This is a genomic window from Treponema brennaborense DSM 12168 (assembly GCF_000212415.1).
Lineage (GTDB): Bacteria > Spirochaetota > Spirochaetia > Treponematales > Treponemataceae > Treponema_F > Treponema_F brennaborense.
Genome location: NC_015500.1, coordinates 2,561,846 through 2,579,208 on the forward strand (window position 1 = coordinate 2,561,846; position 17,363 = coordinate 2,579,208).

The window sequence follows — 17,363 nt, forward strand, 5'->3', positions numbered from 1 at the left end:
ACTCAACAGGAACACACATGATAAAGAAATTGGAATCTTTCGAGCGGGCGCTTTCCGTCGCACTCTTTTTGGTCATCCTCGCAATCCTTTTATGGCAGATATTTACCCGTAAAATTCTCGGAACGCCCGCTCCCTGGTGCGACGAACTTTCACGGCTGCTGTTCGTCTATCTGGGCGTCATCAGCTGCCATCTGGCGCAGCGCGACAATATCCACGTGCGCATCGACGCACTGCTATCCGCAGTCACACACAAATTCCGGCTCGCAGTCGAATTCGCCATTAACGCCGTAATGGCGGGCGTTTTCATATGGATCGCGATCCTCGGTATCGGTATTGTCCGAAGAACCGGACCCAAAGACATGCTGGTAACGCTGCACCTTTCCGTCGGCATATTGAACGCCGCGCTGATTGTGCTCGGCGTACTCATGGCGATAGAACTCGTTGCCCAGATAATCAATATTATCCGTAAAAAAGAGGTCGTCCGCATATGATCATGCTGTTCACGTTTCTGTTATGGTTTATCCTGATATTCCTCGGCGTACACATCGGCTATTCGCTGATAATCGTTTCATTGGTATTCTTTGCGGCAACCGGCAATCTGATGCTGCTGCCGTTCGCGTTCAAGGAAATGCTTGCGGGCATCAACAATTTTACGCTCCTCGCCGTACCGTTTTTCGTTCTTGCCGGAAATCTGATGAACGGCGGCGGCGTTACGAACCGGATATTCAGTTTCGCACGTTCCATGATCGGACACCGTAAAGGCGGACTCGCCCACGTAAACGTGATGGCGTCGCTGATTTTTTCGGGAATGAGCGGCTCGGCGCTCGCGGACGCGGGCGGACTGGGACAGCTTGAAATCAAAAGCATGCGGGACGCCGGATACGACGACGGATTTGCCGGAGGCATCACCGCGGCCAGCTGTATCATCGGACCGCTCATTCCGCCGTCAACGCCGCTCATCATTTACGCCGTCGTTGCCAATCAATCCGTTGAAAAACTGTTCATGGCGGGATTTCTTCCGGGACTGCTGACGACCGGAATGCTCATGCTGATGTGTTCGATTCTTGCGCACAAACGCAATTATCCGGCCGAACAGAAATGTACCGCAGTGGAACGGTGGCACAGTTTCAAAAATTCCGTTTGGGCGCTGCTGACGCCGGTCATTATTCTGGTCGGCATATTTTCCGGTATCTTTACGCCGACCGAAGCCGCCGTCGTGGCGGCCGCGTATACGACGGTACTGGGATTTTTCGTATACAAAGAACTCACCCTGAAAAAATTCTTTGAAATCGTACTTGAAAGCGTCAAAACGACCGGAACCATCGTCATGATGATTTTGGGCGTTACGCTGTTCGGCTGGATTATTGCCCGCGAACAGATGCCGCTGCACGTCGCCGAATTTTTCATGAACTTCGTATCGAATCCGATAACGCTCATGCTGATGATAAACGTTCTGCTGCTGTTCTTGGGAACCGTCATCGACGCGCTGCCGCTGCTGATCATACTGATACCGATACTGCTGCCCACCGTAGTCGCCGCCGGTATAAATCCGATACACTTCGGCGTCGTCGTCATATTCAATTTGATGATCGGTATTCTGACGCCGCCGATGGGAACGGCGCTGTTCGTCGTGTCGCGGGTGGGAAACATGCCGTTTAAAACGCTCATGAAAGGCGTGGTACCGTTTCTGATTCCGCTGCTGATAACGCTCGTGCTGCTTTCGATTTTTCCGCAAATCACGCTCCTGCTGCCGACGCTGCTCGGCGGCTGAGCGGGACGAAAATAAACGAAGCGCCCGGCTGCAAACACACCGGGTGCTTCAACGGTAATTTTTTTATTGGAGTATACGATGATTTTCGATTCACTTGACAATCTTGCACGGTATGAAACGTTCATACCGGCGTTGAAAGCGGTACGGCAGATTCTGGGTGCCGAAGCGCTGCATGAAAAAGCACCCGGCTCTTACCGAACCGACGTTCCCGGCTGCCGGTATAATATCGCGCAGTATGAAACCTGCCCCGGAAGCAAAGCGTTTGAAATCCACCGCAAAGAAGCCGACGTACAGATCATGCTGAGCGGAACCGAACGGATGGAAGGCGCGCCGCGCAGTCTTTCCGACCAAGCCGGACCGTACGACGAAGGAGCGGACGCGGCGATGGCCGAAGGCACCGGCTGCGTCAGTTTTACCGCCGTTCCCGGATACTTTGCCGTATTTTTACCCGGCGAACCGCACGCCCCCGGGCTTGCCGCCGGCAACGCGACGACCGTTAAAAAAGCCGTTTTCAAATTGACGATGTAAATCACTCAAGCGGCGCGCAATACGGCGGGCGTGCGGCAAGCGCGTACAGCCGCCGCGCGTTTTCGTATACCAAGCGCGTCGCGGCCGCTTCGTCCGAACCGAGCACCGACGCAATATCGCGCAGAACCCGGAATATGAGCGCGGGAGTATCGTCGCAGCCGATTCCCGCCGCGGCCGCTCCGTTCTGCCCGCACAGCCACGGCTCGCCCACCGGATTGTCGGTTTCCGCAAGAATCGATTCGCGCGGCGTATGCGCAAGCAGTTCCCGCTCGTGCGGCGAATACCGCAGTCCGCAGCCGAACGTCGCGGCGTATCCGCGATCCATACAGTCCGCATACACGCGCTCCGGCCCCGAATACCAATGAATCACCGGCAGCGCGCCGGGAAAATCCGCCAAAATGTCGGCGACACGCCGCTCGGCGCCTTTTGTATGGATCACGCACACTTTTTTCCGTACGTGACAGTGCTGCAATATATGGATAAAAACTTTTTCCTGCACGTCGTGCGGCACCTCGTTCGCCCAATAATAATCCAGACCGATTTCACCGATCAGAGCAGACTGTTCCAAAAACGGATCGAGCGCCGTAAGTTCACCGTTCACCGCCGCGAACACGCGCGCCGCCCGTTCGGGATGTACGCCGAACGTCGGCACGATATACGGCGACAGTGCGGCAAGCGCGCGCACCGACCGATACGAATCCGCATCGACGGAAGCGGCGACCGTTACGATGCGCCGCTCGTTGATCTGATTGACGACTGCCGCGCGGCGGCTCTCCGGATACCAATCCGGATGCGAGTGAAAATCTACTGCATACATGACGGCAGTATACCCCGTCCGCCGCACCGGCACAAGTCACCGGTACCCGGCACAAGCGGCGAGTTTCCGAAAAACGCGGACGCACACCTCGGCGCGTCTCTTGACACTGCCGCCGCCTTTCGGGTATGTTTTTAACGATGAATTGCTGACATTTTTTTCCTCATTACGCAGAACGGGCCGGCTTACAACGCGGCGTTTCGTTCTCGTGAAGTATTACTAGGAGAACATATGGACGCAATCGTCGTTTCCCACGTATCAAAAACATTCAAATCACCGAAAAAATTTCCCGGTTTCGCCGGCGCTCTCAAGGGACTGTTCACAAAAGAATATACGATCAAAACCGCCGTTAACGACATCAGTTTTACGATCGCTGCAGGCGATATCGTCGGCTATCTGGGCGCGAACGGTGCGGGCAAATCGACTACCATAAAAATGATGACAGGCATTCTGACGCCGACGCACGGAACCATCCGAGTCAACGGTATGATTCCGTACGAACAGCGACGCAAAAACGCACGAAACATCGGCGTCGTTTTCGGTCAGCGCACCCAATTATGGTGGGATTTGCCGCTCAACGAAACGTTTACGCTGCTGCGCGACATCTACGACGTGCCGCATGACGAATACGCAGAACGATTCGCCTTTCTGAACGGCGTACTGGGATTGGACGAGTTCATCATGCAGCCGGTACGGACGCTCTCGCTCGGACAACGCATGAAAGCGGATCTTGCCGCCGCGCTGCTGCACAATCCGCCCGTACTGTTTCTGGACGAACCGACGATCGGTCTCGACGTTATCGTTAAGGAAAAAGTCCGCGAAGCGATTCGGCTCATAAACGAACGGTACGGCACGACCATCATTTTAACCACGCACGACCTGCGCGACATAGAAGCGTTGTGTAACCGTATCATCGTTATCGATCAAGGCGCAGCCGTGTACGACGGATCGCTGCAGGAACTGAAACATTCCTACGGATACTTGATGCACATCACCGTCCGCCTGAAAGATTTTCAGAACATACCGGAGGACCGGGTAGCCGCCGTTTTCGATTCGCACCGTCACACCGACGAATTCCGCGTGGAAAAAACGGAAGACGCGTTCGTCATTACCTGCAATAAGTTCGTGTGCCGCACGTCGGAGATTATGCAACTGCTGTTCGCTTCGTTTCAGGTGGAAGATTTTTCGGTAGAAGAAACGGGAATCGAAGAAATCGTCAAGAAGATTTACCGCGCGGAAACCGTCGTCCGCAAAGGAAGCGCCGTATGAACCCCGTTTTAAAACCGGCGGCGACCGTGCATCCGCTGAAAAAACTCGGAACTTATCTGCCTTTCACGCGGAACGCGATTCAAACGCTGCTATCGTACCGCACGAACGTACTTTTTTTCATCATCGGAAACGTAGTACGCATCTTCGTGTTCTTTTTCTTGTGGAAAGCCGTATTCGCCTCAAGCGGCCGAACCGAACTGCACGGCTTCACGTTCGCCCAAATGGCCGTTTACGTCATTCTGACGACCGTCGTCGGCGAAATCAGCGGCAGCGTCGGTTCCGACATGTCAGACGAGATAAGAAGCGGCCAAATCGCACTGTCGCTCATAAAACCGATCTCGTTCAGACTGCGCATCTATTTTACATCGCTGGGCGACACGCTGTACTGTCTGCTCATGAGCGGCGTTCCCGGAATGATCGCCGCATACGCCATCACCGCCTCGTACGGTGTGCCCGGAGAATTGAGCGTCCGCACTCTTCCGTTGTTTTTTGCCTCGCTCGCGCTTTCCGTCGTGCTGCGCATGTCGTACAACTTCATTTTCAGCCTGCTCGGCTTCGTCACCACGAACATGTGGGGATTGTGGCAAATAAACAAAGCCGTCGCGCAGCTGTGTTCCGGCGCGCTCATTCCGCTCGCCTTTTTTCCAGACCGGGCGCAAACCGTTCTTTCGTGGCTGCCGTTCGCCTCGTGGGTTGCAACGCCCATTTCACTCTTTTTGGGAAAAGTCGACGGACCGGGCGCGCTCGGCCTATTCGGCGTACAGCTAGCGTGGCTCGGCGTCTTTACGGTTGCCGGCAATCTGCTGTGGAACAAAGTAACGCGCCGACTGACCGTACAAGGCGGCTGACCGTACAAACCGCCGCGCACTCGGCAAACCGCCGCGCACTCAGCAAACCGCCGCGCGCTCGGCAAACCGCCGCGCACTCGGCAAACCGCCGCGCACTCAGCAAACCGAGGCTAAAATCGGATGCGAATCACCGCAACCGAAAACCGACACGTCGATGCACGGCGTGCCGATATATCAGGAGGATCCTATGGGATTAAAACGCTATATCAAACTGTATCCGAAATTCGCCGGACAATTCATAAAATCGCTCATGGAATACCGACTCGATTTTTTCATGGGACTCGCCGGTTTTTTCTTTCTGCAAATATGCGGCGTCGTCTTCATTTCGCTCGTATTCGATTCGATCCCCGCCCTTTCCGGCTGGAGCTTTTACGAAGTCCTGTTCATTTACGGCTTCGCCCAAATTCCGCGCGGACTCGACCACGTGTTCACCGACAATCTGTGGCTCCTATCCGGCTGGATGATCGCCAAAGGAGAAATGGACCGATACCTCGTGCGGCCGCTCAACCCGCTGTTTCAGGCGATTGCGGAACGCTTTCAGCCCGACGGACTGGGCGAATTTCTGGTCGGCGTCATACTGACCGTCTACGCCGCAGTCAAACTCCAACTTAGCCCGACGCCCCTGTCGTTCGCAGTCCTCGCCATTACCGTACCGGCGGGCGCCCTTATCATTACGGCTATTAAACTCATTTTCACCAGCTGCGCGTTTTGGCTCAAACGTTCGCAAAGTTACTTGTACACCGCCTACAATTTCAACGAATTCTGCTATTATCCGGTTACGATATACTCGAAAAGTATCCGATTCGTTCTCACGTTCGTCGTCCCCTTCGCCATGACCTCGTACTATCCCGCCGCATACCTGCTGGGCAAAGGAACGTTCGCATCAGGCGTCCTCATGCCCGTCCTCACCGCCGCCGTTTTCTGTACCGGCGGGTACCTCTTCTGGAAACGCGGACTCGCCCACTACGAAAGCGCCGGCAGCTGACGCTGTTCCGCGGCGGAACCGGCACGAACCGGCCGCCGCACTTGCGTCAAACAGCGCAGCGGCTCCTTCGCGAGCACTTCGTCCGTACAAAAATAGACGCGCCTTCCGTACATCCTGTCCGTGGTATCCACGCAAAACGCCTCAAAACACCTCAAAACGCCGTATCGTAACACGGCGCACCGCAGCTGTCAAGCTTTCATAAAACGGATACAACGGACCGAACCGATCAAAATCCGTATTCCCCTTCTCCGCCCCTTTTTTGCCGGGGGACCGCTCAACCGGCTCGCCGTTTTCGCTCCATCCCCCGCGCCTCCGGTAAAGCCGCCCGGCTTCTCCCGCAAACAGCCCTCCCTTCAGCCTCCTCTCCGCAACCGCACCGCACCCGACGCCCTTCCCCATCCGCCTCCGGCCGCCTTTTCCTCCGGCTCCCCCTGCGACGCGCGGAAGAAAAAAACAGCCGGTAAACCGAAACCGGCGCCCGACTGCACGTAACCCACGACACCGCCGCCGCAAGCAGAAACGCCGACAGAAAAGAACTCCCTTTACACGGCGCCGCTCCCCGAACGGTACCTACAGTACGGCGCCCAACCGATTCCAGCCCACGGACAATCCGAGCACACAATACGTATCGATACAGCCACCGGAAACCACACACGAAACGTATGCCCCACCGGCCGACACTGATAAACACGCTTCACCTCATGCTCCCGTGAAGGGAGCGACACGGCATAGCTGTCCGAGATGGTAAGCCATGCCGTTTCAATCCACGCTCCCGTGAAGGGAGCGACTAAGTAAGGCGCTTTTTTCAAGCGAATCAGAAGTTTCAATCCACGCTCCCGTGAAGGGAGCGACCTTGCAATGTGAATTCCCTTCAATCCTCGTAACGTTTCAATCCACGCTCCCGTGAAGGGAGCGACGTGTTGCCGGAAAGATTAATACTTCCATTGTCACGTTTCAATCCACGCTCCCGTGAAGGGAGCGACTAATCCGTTTTCTCTCTCCCTCAATCTGTGGAGTTTCAATCCACGCTCCCGTGAAGGGAGCGACGCACGGAATCCGTGCCACTGGTTGAATGTTACGTTTCAATCCACGCTCCCGTGAAGGGAGCGACCCTGTGGGGTTGTCCTGATTGGGAGACTTGGCAGTTTCAATCCATGCTCCCGTGAAGGGAGCGACACACGGGTTTAAATTCCCCTTTACACAACAAGCGTTTCAATCCACGCTCCCGTGAAGGGAGCGACTTTCTCCGGGCATTCATGCTGTTACAGCGCGGCGTTTCAATCCACGCTCCCGTGAAGGGAGCGACCGGTACCTGGCGTCTGCAAGCGCCAAAAATCCAGAGTTTCAATCCACGCTCCCGTGAAGGGAGCGACGGGAGCGCTCTCCACGGTATGTTAGAGAGCGAAGTTTCAATCCACGCTCCCGTGAAGGGAGCGACCAAAATTATTGCAGAGCGCAACGAGCGAATCGGAGTTTCAATCCACGCTCCCGTGAAGGGAGCGACCGCGATGTTGGAATTATGAAAAGGAGCAAACGAATGTTTCAATCCACGCTCCCGTGAAGGGAGCGACTACCCGTCAAGACCTGTTTCCCCTGTGTAAGTCGTTTCAATCCACGCTCCCGTGAAGGGAGCGACTGATTTATTTTTAGATCTTCTAAAATTCGTTGGTTTCAATCCACGCTCCCGTGAAGGGAGCGACAAAACGCCCTTGTTTTTTCCGACACACAAGGCGGTTTCAATCCACGCTCCCGTGAAGGGAGCGACGCGCTAAGCGTGATCAGTTAATCAAGGACGTTGTTTCAATCCACGCTCCCGTGAAGGGAGCGACTTTGTAGCAACCGTAACAAGTAAATCAAATTTTGTTTCAATCCACGCTCCCGTGAAGGGAGCGACGTTTTTAAACAATATATCGGCCGAGAGAAAAAAGTTTCAATCCACGCTCCCGTGAAGGGAGCGACCGCCGGCTTAACAAAACAATTGCGCGAAATTTTGGTTTCAATCCACGCTCCCGTGAAGGGAGCGACGACGCGATCAGTGTCGTTTCCAACGTCAAAAAGTTTCAATCCACGCTCCCGTGAAGGGAGCGACAGACTTTGCCGAATCCCTTGTTATCCCCGACATCGTTTCAATCCACGCTCCCGTGAAGGGAGCGACCTTCCGGGCTTTCGTGCTCCGTACGGCTCCCCGTTTCAATCCACGCTCCCGTGAAGGGAGCGACTCGTCCGCTCCGAGTGTTACCGGATAAAATTTTGTTTCAATCCACGCTCCCGTGAAGGGAGCGACCCCATAGAAACGATCTTGCCGGTTTTTTATGCTGTTTCAATCCACGCTCCCGTGAAGGGAGCGACATCAATAAAATATACCTGCTCACCCTTGAATCGTTTCAATCCACGCTCCCGTGAAGGGAGCGACCCGCCGTGTAAACTCTGTTTTGACCCGATGTTGTTTCAATCCACGCTCCCGTGAAGGGAGCGACCTGCAAAAAATGCAACAGTCGGAACGCTTACAGGTTTCAATCCACGCTCCCGTGAAGGGAGCGACGTGTTTGAAGAAACAGAGATTTCGGCCGCACTGTTTCAATCCACGCTCCCGTGAAGGGAGCGACTTGGTTTTCTTAGACAGGCTGCTAATGTTTTAGGTTTCAATCCACGCTCCCGTGAAGGGAGCGACAACGGCGACTGAAAGGCATACGGAGCCGACCAGTTTCAATCCACGCTCCCGTGAAGGGAGCGACTACGCTCGCAACTGCTATGTATGAGGTCGTGCTGTTTCAATCCACGCTCCCGTGAAGGGAGCGACGTTACAAAAAAAGAAGCGGCCGCGTCCCTTGTGTTTCAATCCACGCTCCCGTGAAGGGAGCGACTATATCTTGCGGTGTGTAAAGAGTTGGGTGTAGTTTCAATCCACGCTCCCGTGAAGGGAGCGACACTATGTCAGCGCACACGCAGACAACTAAAAAGAGTTTCAATCCACGCTCCCGTGAAGGGAGCGACGAGACCCGTGGACAAAGAGACAAACATGATACGTTTCAATCCACGCTCCCGTGAAGGGAGCGACCTATCCGTTAATAATGCTCAATACCTTTTGGCGGTTTCAATCCACGCTCCCGTGAAGGGAGCGACAGCAATAAATAAACAACTTATTTTTGCTCAAACGTTTCAATCCACGCTCCCGTGAAGGGAGCGACTTTGATTGACTACGTTGGCAGGTGGCAAAAGAGTTTCAATCCACGCTCCCGTGAAGGGAGCGACGAATTGTCTCGGGAAAATAACTGTTACAAAAAAAGTTTCAATCCACGCTCCCGTGAAGGGAGCGACTTGCGCCGACACTATCGCCGTCGACGGGTACCGTTTCAATCCACGCTCCCGTGAAGGGAGCGACCAATCCACGCGACACTCGCGACGTTATACAGCTGTTTCAATCCACGCTCCCGTGAAGGGAGCGACGTGCCAGTGTTGCAATCTCGGCCGCTTTTTTTGTTTCAATCCACGCTCCCGTGAAGGGAGCGACGGCCTTGCAGTATTTTATACTGTTAGCGTCGCCCGTTTCAATCCACGCTCCCGTGAAGGGAGCGACATATTGTTTAAAAACCATTTTAGCCCTTTTTGTGTTTCAATCCACGCTCCCGTGAAGGGAGCGACATCCGAGGCGGAGCATTTCAAGCGTTACCGGCAGTTTCAATCCACGCTCCCGTGAAGGGAGCGACTCATCGCGCGCGGGCATAAGATTCGCGGCGATGTTTCAATCCACGCTCCCGTGAAGGGAGCGACTCCTCAGCATCATGCTTTTCGAGATCTGTATCGTTTCAATCCACGCTCCCGTGAAGGGAGCGACAAGAGAGGTGCGATACTCATCTAAGCGACCCTGTTTCAATCCACGCTCCCGTGAAGGGAGCGACAGCTATATCACCAATTCCAAACTCACCAATCTCAGTTTCAATCCACGCTCCCGTGAAGGGAGCGACTATTAATCCTGTAAACTTGAGTATAAATATGTGGTTTCAATCCACGCTCCCGTGAAGGGAGCGACTAGTAACGCAGGAGTGGTGTCAACCACTCCGCCGGTTTCAATCCACGCTCCCGTGAAGGGAGCGACCCTTGAGGGCTTACACCATCAGTCGAAGACGTCTGTTTCAATCCACGCTCCCGTGAAGGGAGCGACGCACGGCCTAAAAGACCTTGATAACCTAACTCCGTTTCAATCCACGCTCCCGTGAAGGGAGCGACTTATTGCAAGAGAAATAGATACAATAGAACCAAGTTTCAATCCACGCTCCCGTGAAGGGAGCGACATTCAATCAATAGAATACGATCATCAAGGTAAGTTTCAATCCACGCTCCCGTGAAGGGAGCGACTTTGCAAAAAAATTAACGTCAAAACCATTATAAGTTTCAATCCACGCTCCCGTGAAGGGAGCGACCAAACTCTGTTAAATGATATGATTTCTAATATCGTTTCAATCCACGCTCCCGTGAAGGGAGCGACCAGGACAATTAGTCAATGCATTTAGATCAAGAAGTTTCAATCCACGCTCCCGTGAAGGGAGCGACAGCTGATCTTTAATTTTTCGCATATCCATAAATGTTTCAATCCACGCTCCCGTGAAGGGAGCGACTTTAATCATATCAAACACTTTTTGAATAGTCTGTTTCAATCCACGCTCCCGTGAAGGGAGCGACAATTTTATTTTAAAATATTCATATTGTCTAGAAGTTTCAATCCACGCTCCCGTGAAGGGAGCGACACAACTCAGAGATTTAATAATATCATTATTGAGTTTCAATCCACGCTCCCGTGAAGGGAGCGACTTATTGTTTGGAGAGCAGGAACTATAGTAATTGTTTCAATCCACGCTCCCGTGAAGGGAGCGACTTTATTTGTCGGGCAATAATAATTTTCTCAACGGTTTCAATCCACGCTCCCGTGAAGGGAGCGACTTAACGTGAGAAATAAAATAACTATATATTTATGTTTCAATCCACGCTCCCGTGAAGGGAGCGACATAAACAACAAGAAAATAAAACTTGGATTGATGTTTCAATCCACGCTCCCGTGAAGGGAGCGACATATGTATTTAGACATATGTATCCGAAATCTCAAGTTTCAATCCACGCTCCCGTGAAGGGAGCGACTTGTCAAGTATCTACTTGAGTATAAAAAATTTAGTTTCAATCCACGCTCCCGTGAAGGGAGCGACATGATTGAGGTGCTAGTATGAGTTTTGAAATTGTTTCAATCCACGCTCCCGTGAAGGGAGCGACTTGAATAAAGAGATGGTAAGTTATTGTTTATAGTTTCAATCCACGCTCCCGTGAAGGGAGCGACCAATCTCTTCAAAATCATTTCCTTTAATTATAGTTTCAATCCACGCTCCCGTGAAGGGAGCGACGTTGCTTAAAAATTGAAAACCTTAGGCTTCTTGGTTTCAATCCACGCTCCCGTGAAGGGAGCGACTAATTGTTAACCCCGAAAGCACGGCAGACCCTGTTTCAATCCACGCTCCCGTGAAGGGAGCGACAAATTGGACGACGGCACAGTAAAGCTGGTTGTGTTTCAATCCACGCTCCCGTGAAGGGAGCGACTAATGCGCATATCTCGCCGATTGTCGCATTTTTGTTTCAATCCACGCTCCCGTGAAGGGAGCGACCGCACCCGTCTGCGTAATCAATTTAACTGGAGTGTTTCAATCCACGCTCCCGTGAAGGGAGCGACTATAGATTTGAACGCCCGATTATATACCGGAGCGTTTCAATCCACGCTCCCGTGAAGGGAGCGACAGCAAGTACAAAGAGCCGCTGCCGCCGCAGGTTGTTTCAATCCACGCTCCCGTGAAGGGAGCGACAATTATTTTCATTGTTTAATTCCAATTAACTCTTGTGTTTCAATCCACGCTCCCGTGAAGGGAGCGACTCATTAAACCAATCATTTAATTTTCTGTTTTTGTTTCAATCCACGCTCCCGTGAAGGGAGCGACATATTTTTGGTGCAGGTGGAACCCCAATGGGAAGTTTCAATCCACGCTCCCGTGAAGGGAGCGACATTCAAAAAGAGGACTTCATATCTGATGTATATGTTTCAATCCACGCTCCCGTGAAGGGAGCGACAGCATAGCGGGTTCGTTTATGATATAGAGCTTGAGTTTCAATCCACGCTCCCGTGAAGGGAGCGACTTTTTTAATTGAGATTTAATGTTATTTTATATAGAGTTTCAATCCACGCTCCCGTGAAGGGAGCGACCTTTTATGAAAAAGTTCGTTTCTAATGTCTGTGTTTCAATCCACGCTCCCGTGAAGGGAGCGACCGTACTGCCTGCAACACGGCACAACTATGTAGACGTTTCAATCCACGCTCCCGTGAAGGGAGCGACTAATGCATAGAATTGGTGGGTTAACAATGGCGGTTTCAATCCACGCTCCCGTGAAGGGAGCGACAACAGAATTTGAGTTCAATAGTCATTTATTTAGTTTCAATCCACGCTCCCGTGAAGGGAGCGACAACAAAGCAAGGATACACGTAATTGAGAACGAAGTTTCAATCCACGCTCCCGTGAAGGGAGCGACATAGTTCGTAGTGATGGTGTGAAAATCAAATGCGTTTCAATCCACGCTCCCGTGAAGGGAGCGACTATGCCATATAGTATTCAAAGGAAACAAAAATGTTTCAATCCACGCTCCCGTGAAGGGAGCGACTTTAAGTATGAATATTTAAACCACAAGATTATTGTTTCAATCCACGCTCCCGTGAAGGGAGCGACTTCAATATCCTTATTAATAGATTCAGTATCGTGAGTTTCAATCCACGCTCCCGTGAAGGGAGCGACGACTGTATTAACGACGACATGCCGCAGGTCGTGTTTCAATCCACGCTCCCGTGAAGGGAGCGACACATCGCTTTTCCTGCACGGCCGACCCATGTCGGTTTCAATCCACGCTCCCGTGAAGGGAGCGACAAACCTCAGAAATCACAACAGGCTGACGCGTGGTTTCAATCCACGCTCCCGTGAAGGGAGCGACAGCAGCGGCGGGGTTCGTTTCGCTTTCCTAGTCTGTTTCAATCCACGCTCCCGTGAAGGGAGCGACATTTTGAATCGCTCAAAGGTGTAAAAATCGACGTTTCAATCCACGCTCCCGTGAAGGGAGCGACTTCCCAGTCTTCGGCTGATCCGGCAAATTCACAGAGTTTCAATCCACGCTCCCGTGAAGGGAGCGACAAGGGTGATTTTGAAATTTCCGCGGGAAAAGCGTTTCAATCCACGCTCCCGTGAAGGGAGCGACGAGATATCACGGAATTCGCAAAATGGGAGATAGTTTCAATCCACGCTCCCGTGAAGGGAGCGACCGTCAGGCGGTCAAACGTCCGACATAATCAAAGTTTCAATCCACGCTCCCGTGAAGGGAGCGACGAACGTGATAAGGCCGATACCCGGAGCGGCCTTAGTTTCAATCCACGCTCCCGTGAAGGGAGCGACATTATTTTGCCTATACGTAACCCCGTCAATTTTGTTTCAATCCACGCTCCCGTGAAGGGAGCGACAGCGCTGCGGCATGGCTTTTGACCTGTCATCAATGTTTCAATCCACGCTCCCGTGAAGGGAGCGACGTATCGTTCGGCGTCGTTTTCCCGTGCTACACCGTTTCAATCCACGCTCCCGTGAAGGGAGCGACCGCCCATTAACACGTCTTTTTTTAAAATTGCAGTTTCAATCCACGCTCCCGTGAAGGGAGCGACCCTTGCGGACCGTGGCGAGCGGGTCGTGGATGGTTTCAATCCACGCTCCCGTGAAGGGAGCGACTCGGCATGGAAATTGTAAAAAAAACAATCACAGTTTCAATCCACGCTCCCGTGAAGGGAGCGACCCGAATTTTTGGCGGGCAAAATCCCCGATAACATCGTTTCAATCCACGCTCCCGTGAAGGGAGCGACAAAAATCGATTTCCCTTTTAGCCCGTCGTAACCGTTTCAATCCACGCTCCCGTGAAGGGAGCGACTAGAGTAATTTTCAACGGCGCGGTAGATACAAAAGTTTCAATCCACGCTCCCGTGAAGGGAGCGACTCAAAACTTGAACGCGCAATATCAATTATCTTTGTTTCAATCCACGCTCCCGTGAAGGGAGCGACATAACATCCAAACCGGTGCAATTGCCGCGCTCGAGTTTCAATCCACGCTCCCGTGAAGGGAGCGACTGCTCCGATTTGGGACGCTCGCGTACTTCTCCCGGTTTCAATCCACGCTCCCGTGAAGGGAGCGACGCCGGTTCGGTATCATTATACGCACCCGACGGAGTTTCAATCCACGCTCCCGTGAAGGGAGCGACCCGGCATCAATACAAAGCGAGAACGGCAGACCCGTTTCAATCCACGCTCCCGTGAAGGGAGCGACCCGAAATGCTCCCGTATGGAATCGTATTTGACGTTTCAATCCACGCTCCCGTGAAGGGAGCGACTTAAAAAAAAGATAAACGAAATGACGGTTGAAGTTTCAATCCACGCTCCCGTGAAGGGAGCGACGAGAAATTGCGACAATAACAGCGCCATTTATGCGTTTCAATCCACGCTCCCGTGAAGGGAGCGACAACATTCGGCGGCGTTCTTGTTTTGACAATCCTGTTTCAATCCACGCTCCCGTGAAGGGAGCGACCTGGACGTGGTGACAGTTCGGGGTCGGGAGGTGTTTCAATCCACGCTCCCGTGAAGGGAGCGACTTTTAGTGCTAGATTTTCCCAACATACGTTTTGTTTCAATCCACGCTCCCGTGAAGGGAGCGACGTGTCGCGCGTCGCAGTTCCCACAGTCAGACGTGTTTCAATCCACGCTCCCGTGAAGGGAGCGACTCGGCGGTGAGTCCTTTGAAATATTCCTCACCTGTTTCAATCCACGCTCCCGTGAAGGGAGCGACCCGGAAGAAAAGGAGATTGAACAAATGGCAGAAGTTTCAATCCACGCTCCCGTGAAGGGAGCGACTCTACGAGTATAACTTATTATAATATATGGAGTCAAATCCCGGTTTGCGCGAATGGAGAGCGGGAACAAGTCCGTTTATCAATAAAAGGAAGAAGCGACGCACAAACGAGAAAAAAGGATATGCATATCTCGCAAATAATACGTTATTTCGCATATTTTACATGCGCGAAAGTAACGGAATGTTCATGGCAGATCGGGATTCGCGCATTGATTTTTCGTTCAGAATAATAGAACATCTTGCGGATCAACCGATTTCTTTGCTCCGACGTGTTCCATTTTCGCCTGCCAATTCGCCCCCAAATGATAAAAACGCAGACTATCGAATTCGGGATTAATTTCCTTACATAATTTGGATTTCAGCTCAATCCATTGCGCAGGATCGACCAAACATTCAAAAACCGAATACTGAACGCGCTGACCGAAATCTTCGCATAATTTTGCCACCCGCCGCAACCGCCGCGCTCCGTTTTCGTCTTTTGCCACGTCGTAGCTGACGAGCATCATCATATCGTTATCTCCATAAATAAACCGGATACCCGTCTATATCACCCCGGATATATCTGGCGAGCAACTGTGCTTGCACCTGAAACAGTATTGCAATATGCATTTTCTTCGCAACGTACGGATGCATAACGACGCCTTCTTTGCGTTTCTGATATGCCTGAATGAGATTCTTGCGCGCCGCATCGTTCATCAATACGGCGCCGGAAGCAGTCGTTTCAAAATCGGATGCGGTTATGATTTTTTTATTGATGAGCGACAATACCAGTCTATCTGCAAAAAAAGGACGAAATTCTTCCATTAAATCCAACGCAAGGCTGAGACGCCCCGGCCGATCGCGATGCAGAAAACCAACCGCCGGATCAAGTCCGCTGCATTCAAGAGCTGAACGCATATCGTGATATAACAGCGTATACGTATACGACAGCAATGCGTTTACCGGATCCCGCGGCGGACGTCGGTTCCGATCTTCAAACGCAAATCCGGGATCGGAACTCAAAATAAGCTGATCGAATACGGAAAAATATCTGCGCGCAGCGTCTCCTTCAATGCCTCTGATCGTATCAAGATCCGTTTCCCGCTCAAGCTGCGGTACGGCGCTCTCCAAGAACCGAACGACAGCCTGTACACGCTCCGTATCCATTTTATCCGAATGATCTCGGAGTGCCCGCTGCAAAACCGTCCGTTGGTTCCCGATTTTACCTATAAGAAAAAACTTCGCAAGATTTGCAGACCTTTCTTCCGAATCTGATATACGGTATTGTTCTTTACGCAACAAGACGTTTCCGGCAACAGGCCCCTGAGACCGAGCCAAAAATTCTCCGCTCATACCGAGGAAACTGACCGAAATATTATACTCGGGACAGGCTCCCAAAAGAAACGGACTTACCAGCACGTTTCCGTAGCACACTATTCCGTCCAGTGTGATCAGCGGTATTCTTGCAATCGTCTGTTTTTCACGGATAACGGCAACCGTTTCACCTTTTTTCCGTAAATACGTCTTCGGCGTCGTTACGTAAAGTGTGTTCAAAAATCGCTTCATGCATCCTCCGGATCGGGCGATATATCCTGTGCGAACATTTTGCGTACGTATGCAGATACGGACTTACGCCGACCGGCGGTGTCGGGAAAACAACTGTCTATAAACGAACAGCTTTCGCACCGCTTATCGTAGTCAGCAGGCGGAACCGTTTTACTTGCAATAAGCTGATGAAAACGATCCGCCAAACAGTGCGTTTCCGCACGAAGTTCTTCCGTAAAAAAGACTTCTTCCCGTTTTTTTATCTTATCATAAAACAGAAAGCCCCTTTCAATTCCGATACCGAGCATTTCTTCAAGACAAATCGCTTGAGCACACAGCTGCACGCGATCGGTTGTATCTGTTTTTATCGTTCCGCGTTTATATTCAACCGGACACACCGTACCGTCCGCGGAAAATTCAACGGCATCAGTCTGACCGATAAGACCGAGCGCAGAAGAAGCTATTCGCAGGCCCCGCTCCGTGCGAATCCGGCCGCGCGATTCACTCGACGCGGCGTGTACGCGTTCGTGCAGAACTCGCCCGTGTGCGGTAAAAAAATTTTCCGTCCACAGCTGTTCCATATGAATGAACGCACACTGCCGCACGCAAAACCGATAATGCTGAATGCCCGAAAGCGGCAAATAAGCTTCTTCTGCGTACATA

General features: G+C 52.1%; 11 protein-coding genes and 1 CRISPR repeat array. Of the genes, 6 read left to right on the forward strand and 5 right to left on the reverse strand.

The genetic code is table 11. The features are described 5' to 3' along the window. Window positions 1-17 precede the first annotated feature (17 nt). From TREBR_RS11175 to TREBR_RS11185, 3 genes are all read left to right on the forward strand, one after another. Window positions 18-491 (forward strand): TRAP transporter small permease, encoded by a 474-nt coding sequence (locus TREBR_RS11175; RefSeq protein WP_013759281.1) that lies wholly within the window; start codon window positions 18-20, stop codon window positions 489-491. After that, a complete protein-coding gene (locus TREBR_RS11180) occupies window positions 488-1,771 on the forward strand; it encodes a TRAP transporter large permease (RefSeq protein ID WP_013759282.1) in 1,284 nt (427 codons plus the stop codon). The genes TREBR_RS11175 and TREBR_RS11180 overlap by 4 nt, the downstream gene beginning before the upstream one ends. A gap of 78 nt (window positions 1,772-1,849) precedes the next feature. Further along, the gene (locus TREBR_RS11185) at window positions 1,850-2,299 is read left to right on the forward strand and encodes a NanQ anomerase/TabA/YiaL family protein (RefSeq protein ID WP_013759283.1); all 450 of its coding nucleotides are present in this window, start codon (window positions 1,850-1,852) and stop codon (window positions 2,297-2,299) included. Window position 2,300: 1 nt separating this feature from the next. On the opposite strand, the gene TREBR_RS11190 is transcribed toward TREBR_RS11185, so the two are convergent. Next, window positions 2,301-3,116, reverse strand: a complete 816-nt coding sequence (locus TREBR_RS11190) for a TatD family hydrolase (RefSeq protein WP_013759284.1) — start codon at window positions 3,114-3,116, stop codon at window positions 2,301-2,303. Between the two features lie 228 nt (window positions 3,117-3,344). Here TREBR_RS11190 and TREBR_RS11195 point away from each other — a divergent pair, with 228 nt between their 5' ends. From TREBR_RS11195 to TREBR_RS11205, 3 genes are all read left to right on the forward strand, one after another. Then, window positions 3,345-4,382, forward strand: coding sequence for an ABC transporter ATP-binding protein (locus TREBR_RS11195; protein ID WP_013759285.1), 1,038 nt, complete (start codon window positions 3,345-3,347; stop codon window positions 4,380-4,382). After that, complete coding sequence (locus TREBR_RS11200; RefSeq protein ID WP_013759286.1) at window positions 4,379-5,230, forward strand: ABC transporter permease; 852 nt, start codon at window positions 4,379-4,381, stop codon at window positions 5,228-5,230. Before TREBR_RS11195 ends, TREBR_RS11200 begins: the two co-directional genes overlap by 4 nt. A 187-nt stretch (window positions 5,231-5,417) precedes the next feature. After that, window positions 5,418-6,215 (forward strand): ABC transporter permease, encoded by a 798-nt coding sequence (locus TREBR_RS11205; RefSeq protein WP_013759287.1) that lies wholly within the window; start codon window positions 5,418-5,420, stop codon window positions 6,213-6,215. Here TREBR_RS11205 and TREBR_RS14355 read toward each other — a convergent pair. From TREBR_RS14355 to cas4, 4 genes are all read right to left on the reverse strand, one after another. Beyond that, on the reverse strand, window positions 6,194-6,346 hold the full coding sequence (locus TREBR_RS14355; RefSeq protein WP_156786664.1) for a hypothetical protein: 153 nt from the start codon (window positions 6,344-6,346) through the stop codon (window positions 6,194-6,196). The genes TREBR_RS11205 and TREBR_RS14355 overlap by 22 nt on opposite strands. A 560-nt stretch (window positions 6,347-6,906) precedes the next feature. Further along, window positions 6,907-15,178: a CRISPR direct-repeat array (repeat unit 32 nt; unit sequence GTTTCAATCCACGCTCCCGTGAAGGGAGCGAC). A 219-nt stretch (window positions 15,179-15,397) separates the two neighbouring features. After that, window positions 15,398-15,685, reverse strand: a complete 288-nt coding sequence (gene cas2 / locus TREBR_RS11215; protein ID WP_013759289.1) for a CRISPR-associated endonuclease Cas2 — start codon at window positions 15,683-15,685, stop codon at window positions 15,398-15,400. A gap of 4 nt (window positions 15,686-15,689) precedes the next feature. Next, window positions 15,690-16,721, reverse strand: a complete 1,032-nt coding sequence (cas1c, locus tag TREBR_RS11220; protein ID WP_013759290.1) for a type I-C CRISPR-associated endonuclease Cas1c — start codon at window positions 16,719-16,721, stop codon at window positions 15,690-15,692. After that, window positions 16,718-17,362: a CRISPR-associated protein Cas4 gene (gene cas4, locus TREBR_RS11225; protein WP_013759291.1), complete on the reverse strand. Its 645-nt coding sequence runs from the start codon at window positions 17,360-17,362 to the stop codon at window positions 16,718-16,720. The genes cas1c and cas4 overlap by 4 nt, the downstream gene beginning before the upstream one ends. Window position 17,363 lies beyond the last annotated feature (1 nt).

What these genes read in the sequence shown, in the direction of transcription:
- TREBR_RS11175 (WP_013759281.1), top strand. Translation starts at nt 18, where the DNA reads ATGATAAAGAAATTGGAATCTTTCGAGCGGGCGCTTTCCGTCGCACTC.
- TREBR_RS11180 (WP_013759282.1), top strand. Translation starts at nt 488, where the DNA reads ATGATCATGCTGTTCACGTTTCTGTTATGGTTTATCCTGATATTCCTC.
- TREBR_RS11185 (WP_013759283.1), top strand. Translation starts at nt 1,850, where the DNA reads ATGATTTTCGATTCACTTGACAATCTTGCACGGTATGAAACGTTCATA.
- TREBR_RS11190 (WP_013759284.1), bottom strand. Translation starts at nt 3,116, where the DNA reads ATGTATGCAGTAGATTTTCACTCGCATCCGGATTGGTATCCGGAGAGC.
- TREBR_RS11195 (WP_013759285.1), top strand. Translation starts at nt 3,345, where the DNA reads ATGGACGCAATCGTCGTTTCCCACGTATCAAAAACATTCAAATCACCG.
- TREBR_RS11200 (WP_013759286.1), top strand. Translation starts at nt 4,379, where the DNA reads ATGAACCCCGTTTTAAAACCGGCGGCGACCGTGCATCCGCTGAAAAAA.
- TREBR_RS11205 (WP_013759287.1), top strand. Translation starts at nt 5,418, where the DNA reads ATGGGATTAAAACGCTATATCAAACTGTATCCGAAATTCGCCGGACAA.
- cas2 (WP_013759289.1), bottom strand. Translation starts at nt 15,685, where the DNA reads ATGATGATGCTCGTCAGCTACGACGTGGCAAAAGACGAAAACGGAGCG.
- cas1c (WP_013759290.1), bottom strand. Translation starts at nt 16,721, where the DNA reads ATGAAGCGATTTTTGAACACACTTTACGTAACGACGCCGAAGACGTAT.
- cas4 (WP_013759291.1), bottom strand. Translation starts at nt 17,362, where the DNA reads ATGTACGCAGAAGAAGCTTATTTGCCGCTTTCGGGCATTCAGCATTAT.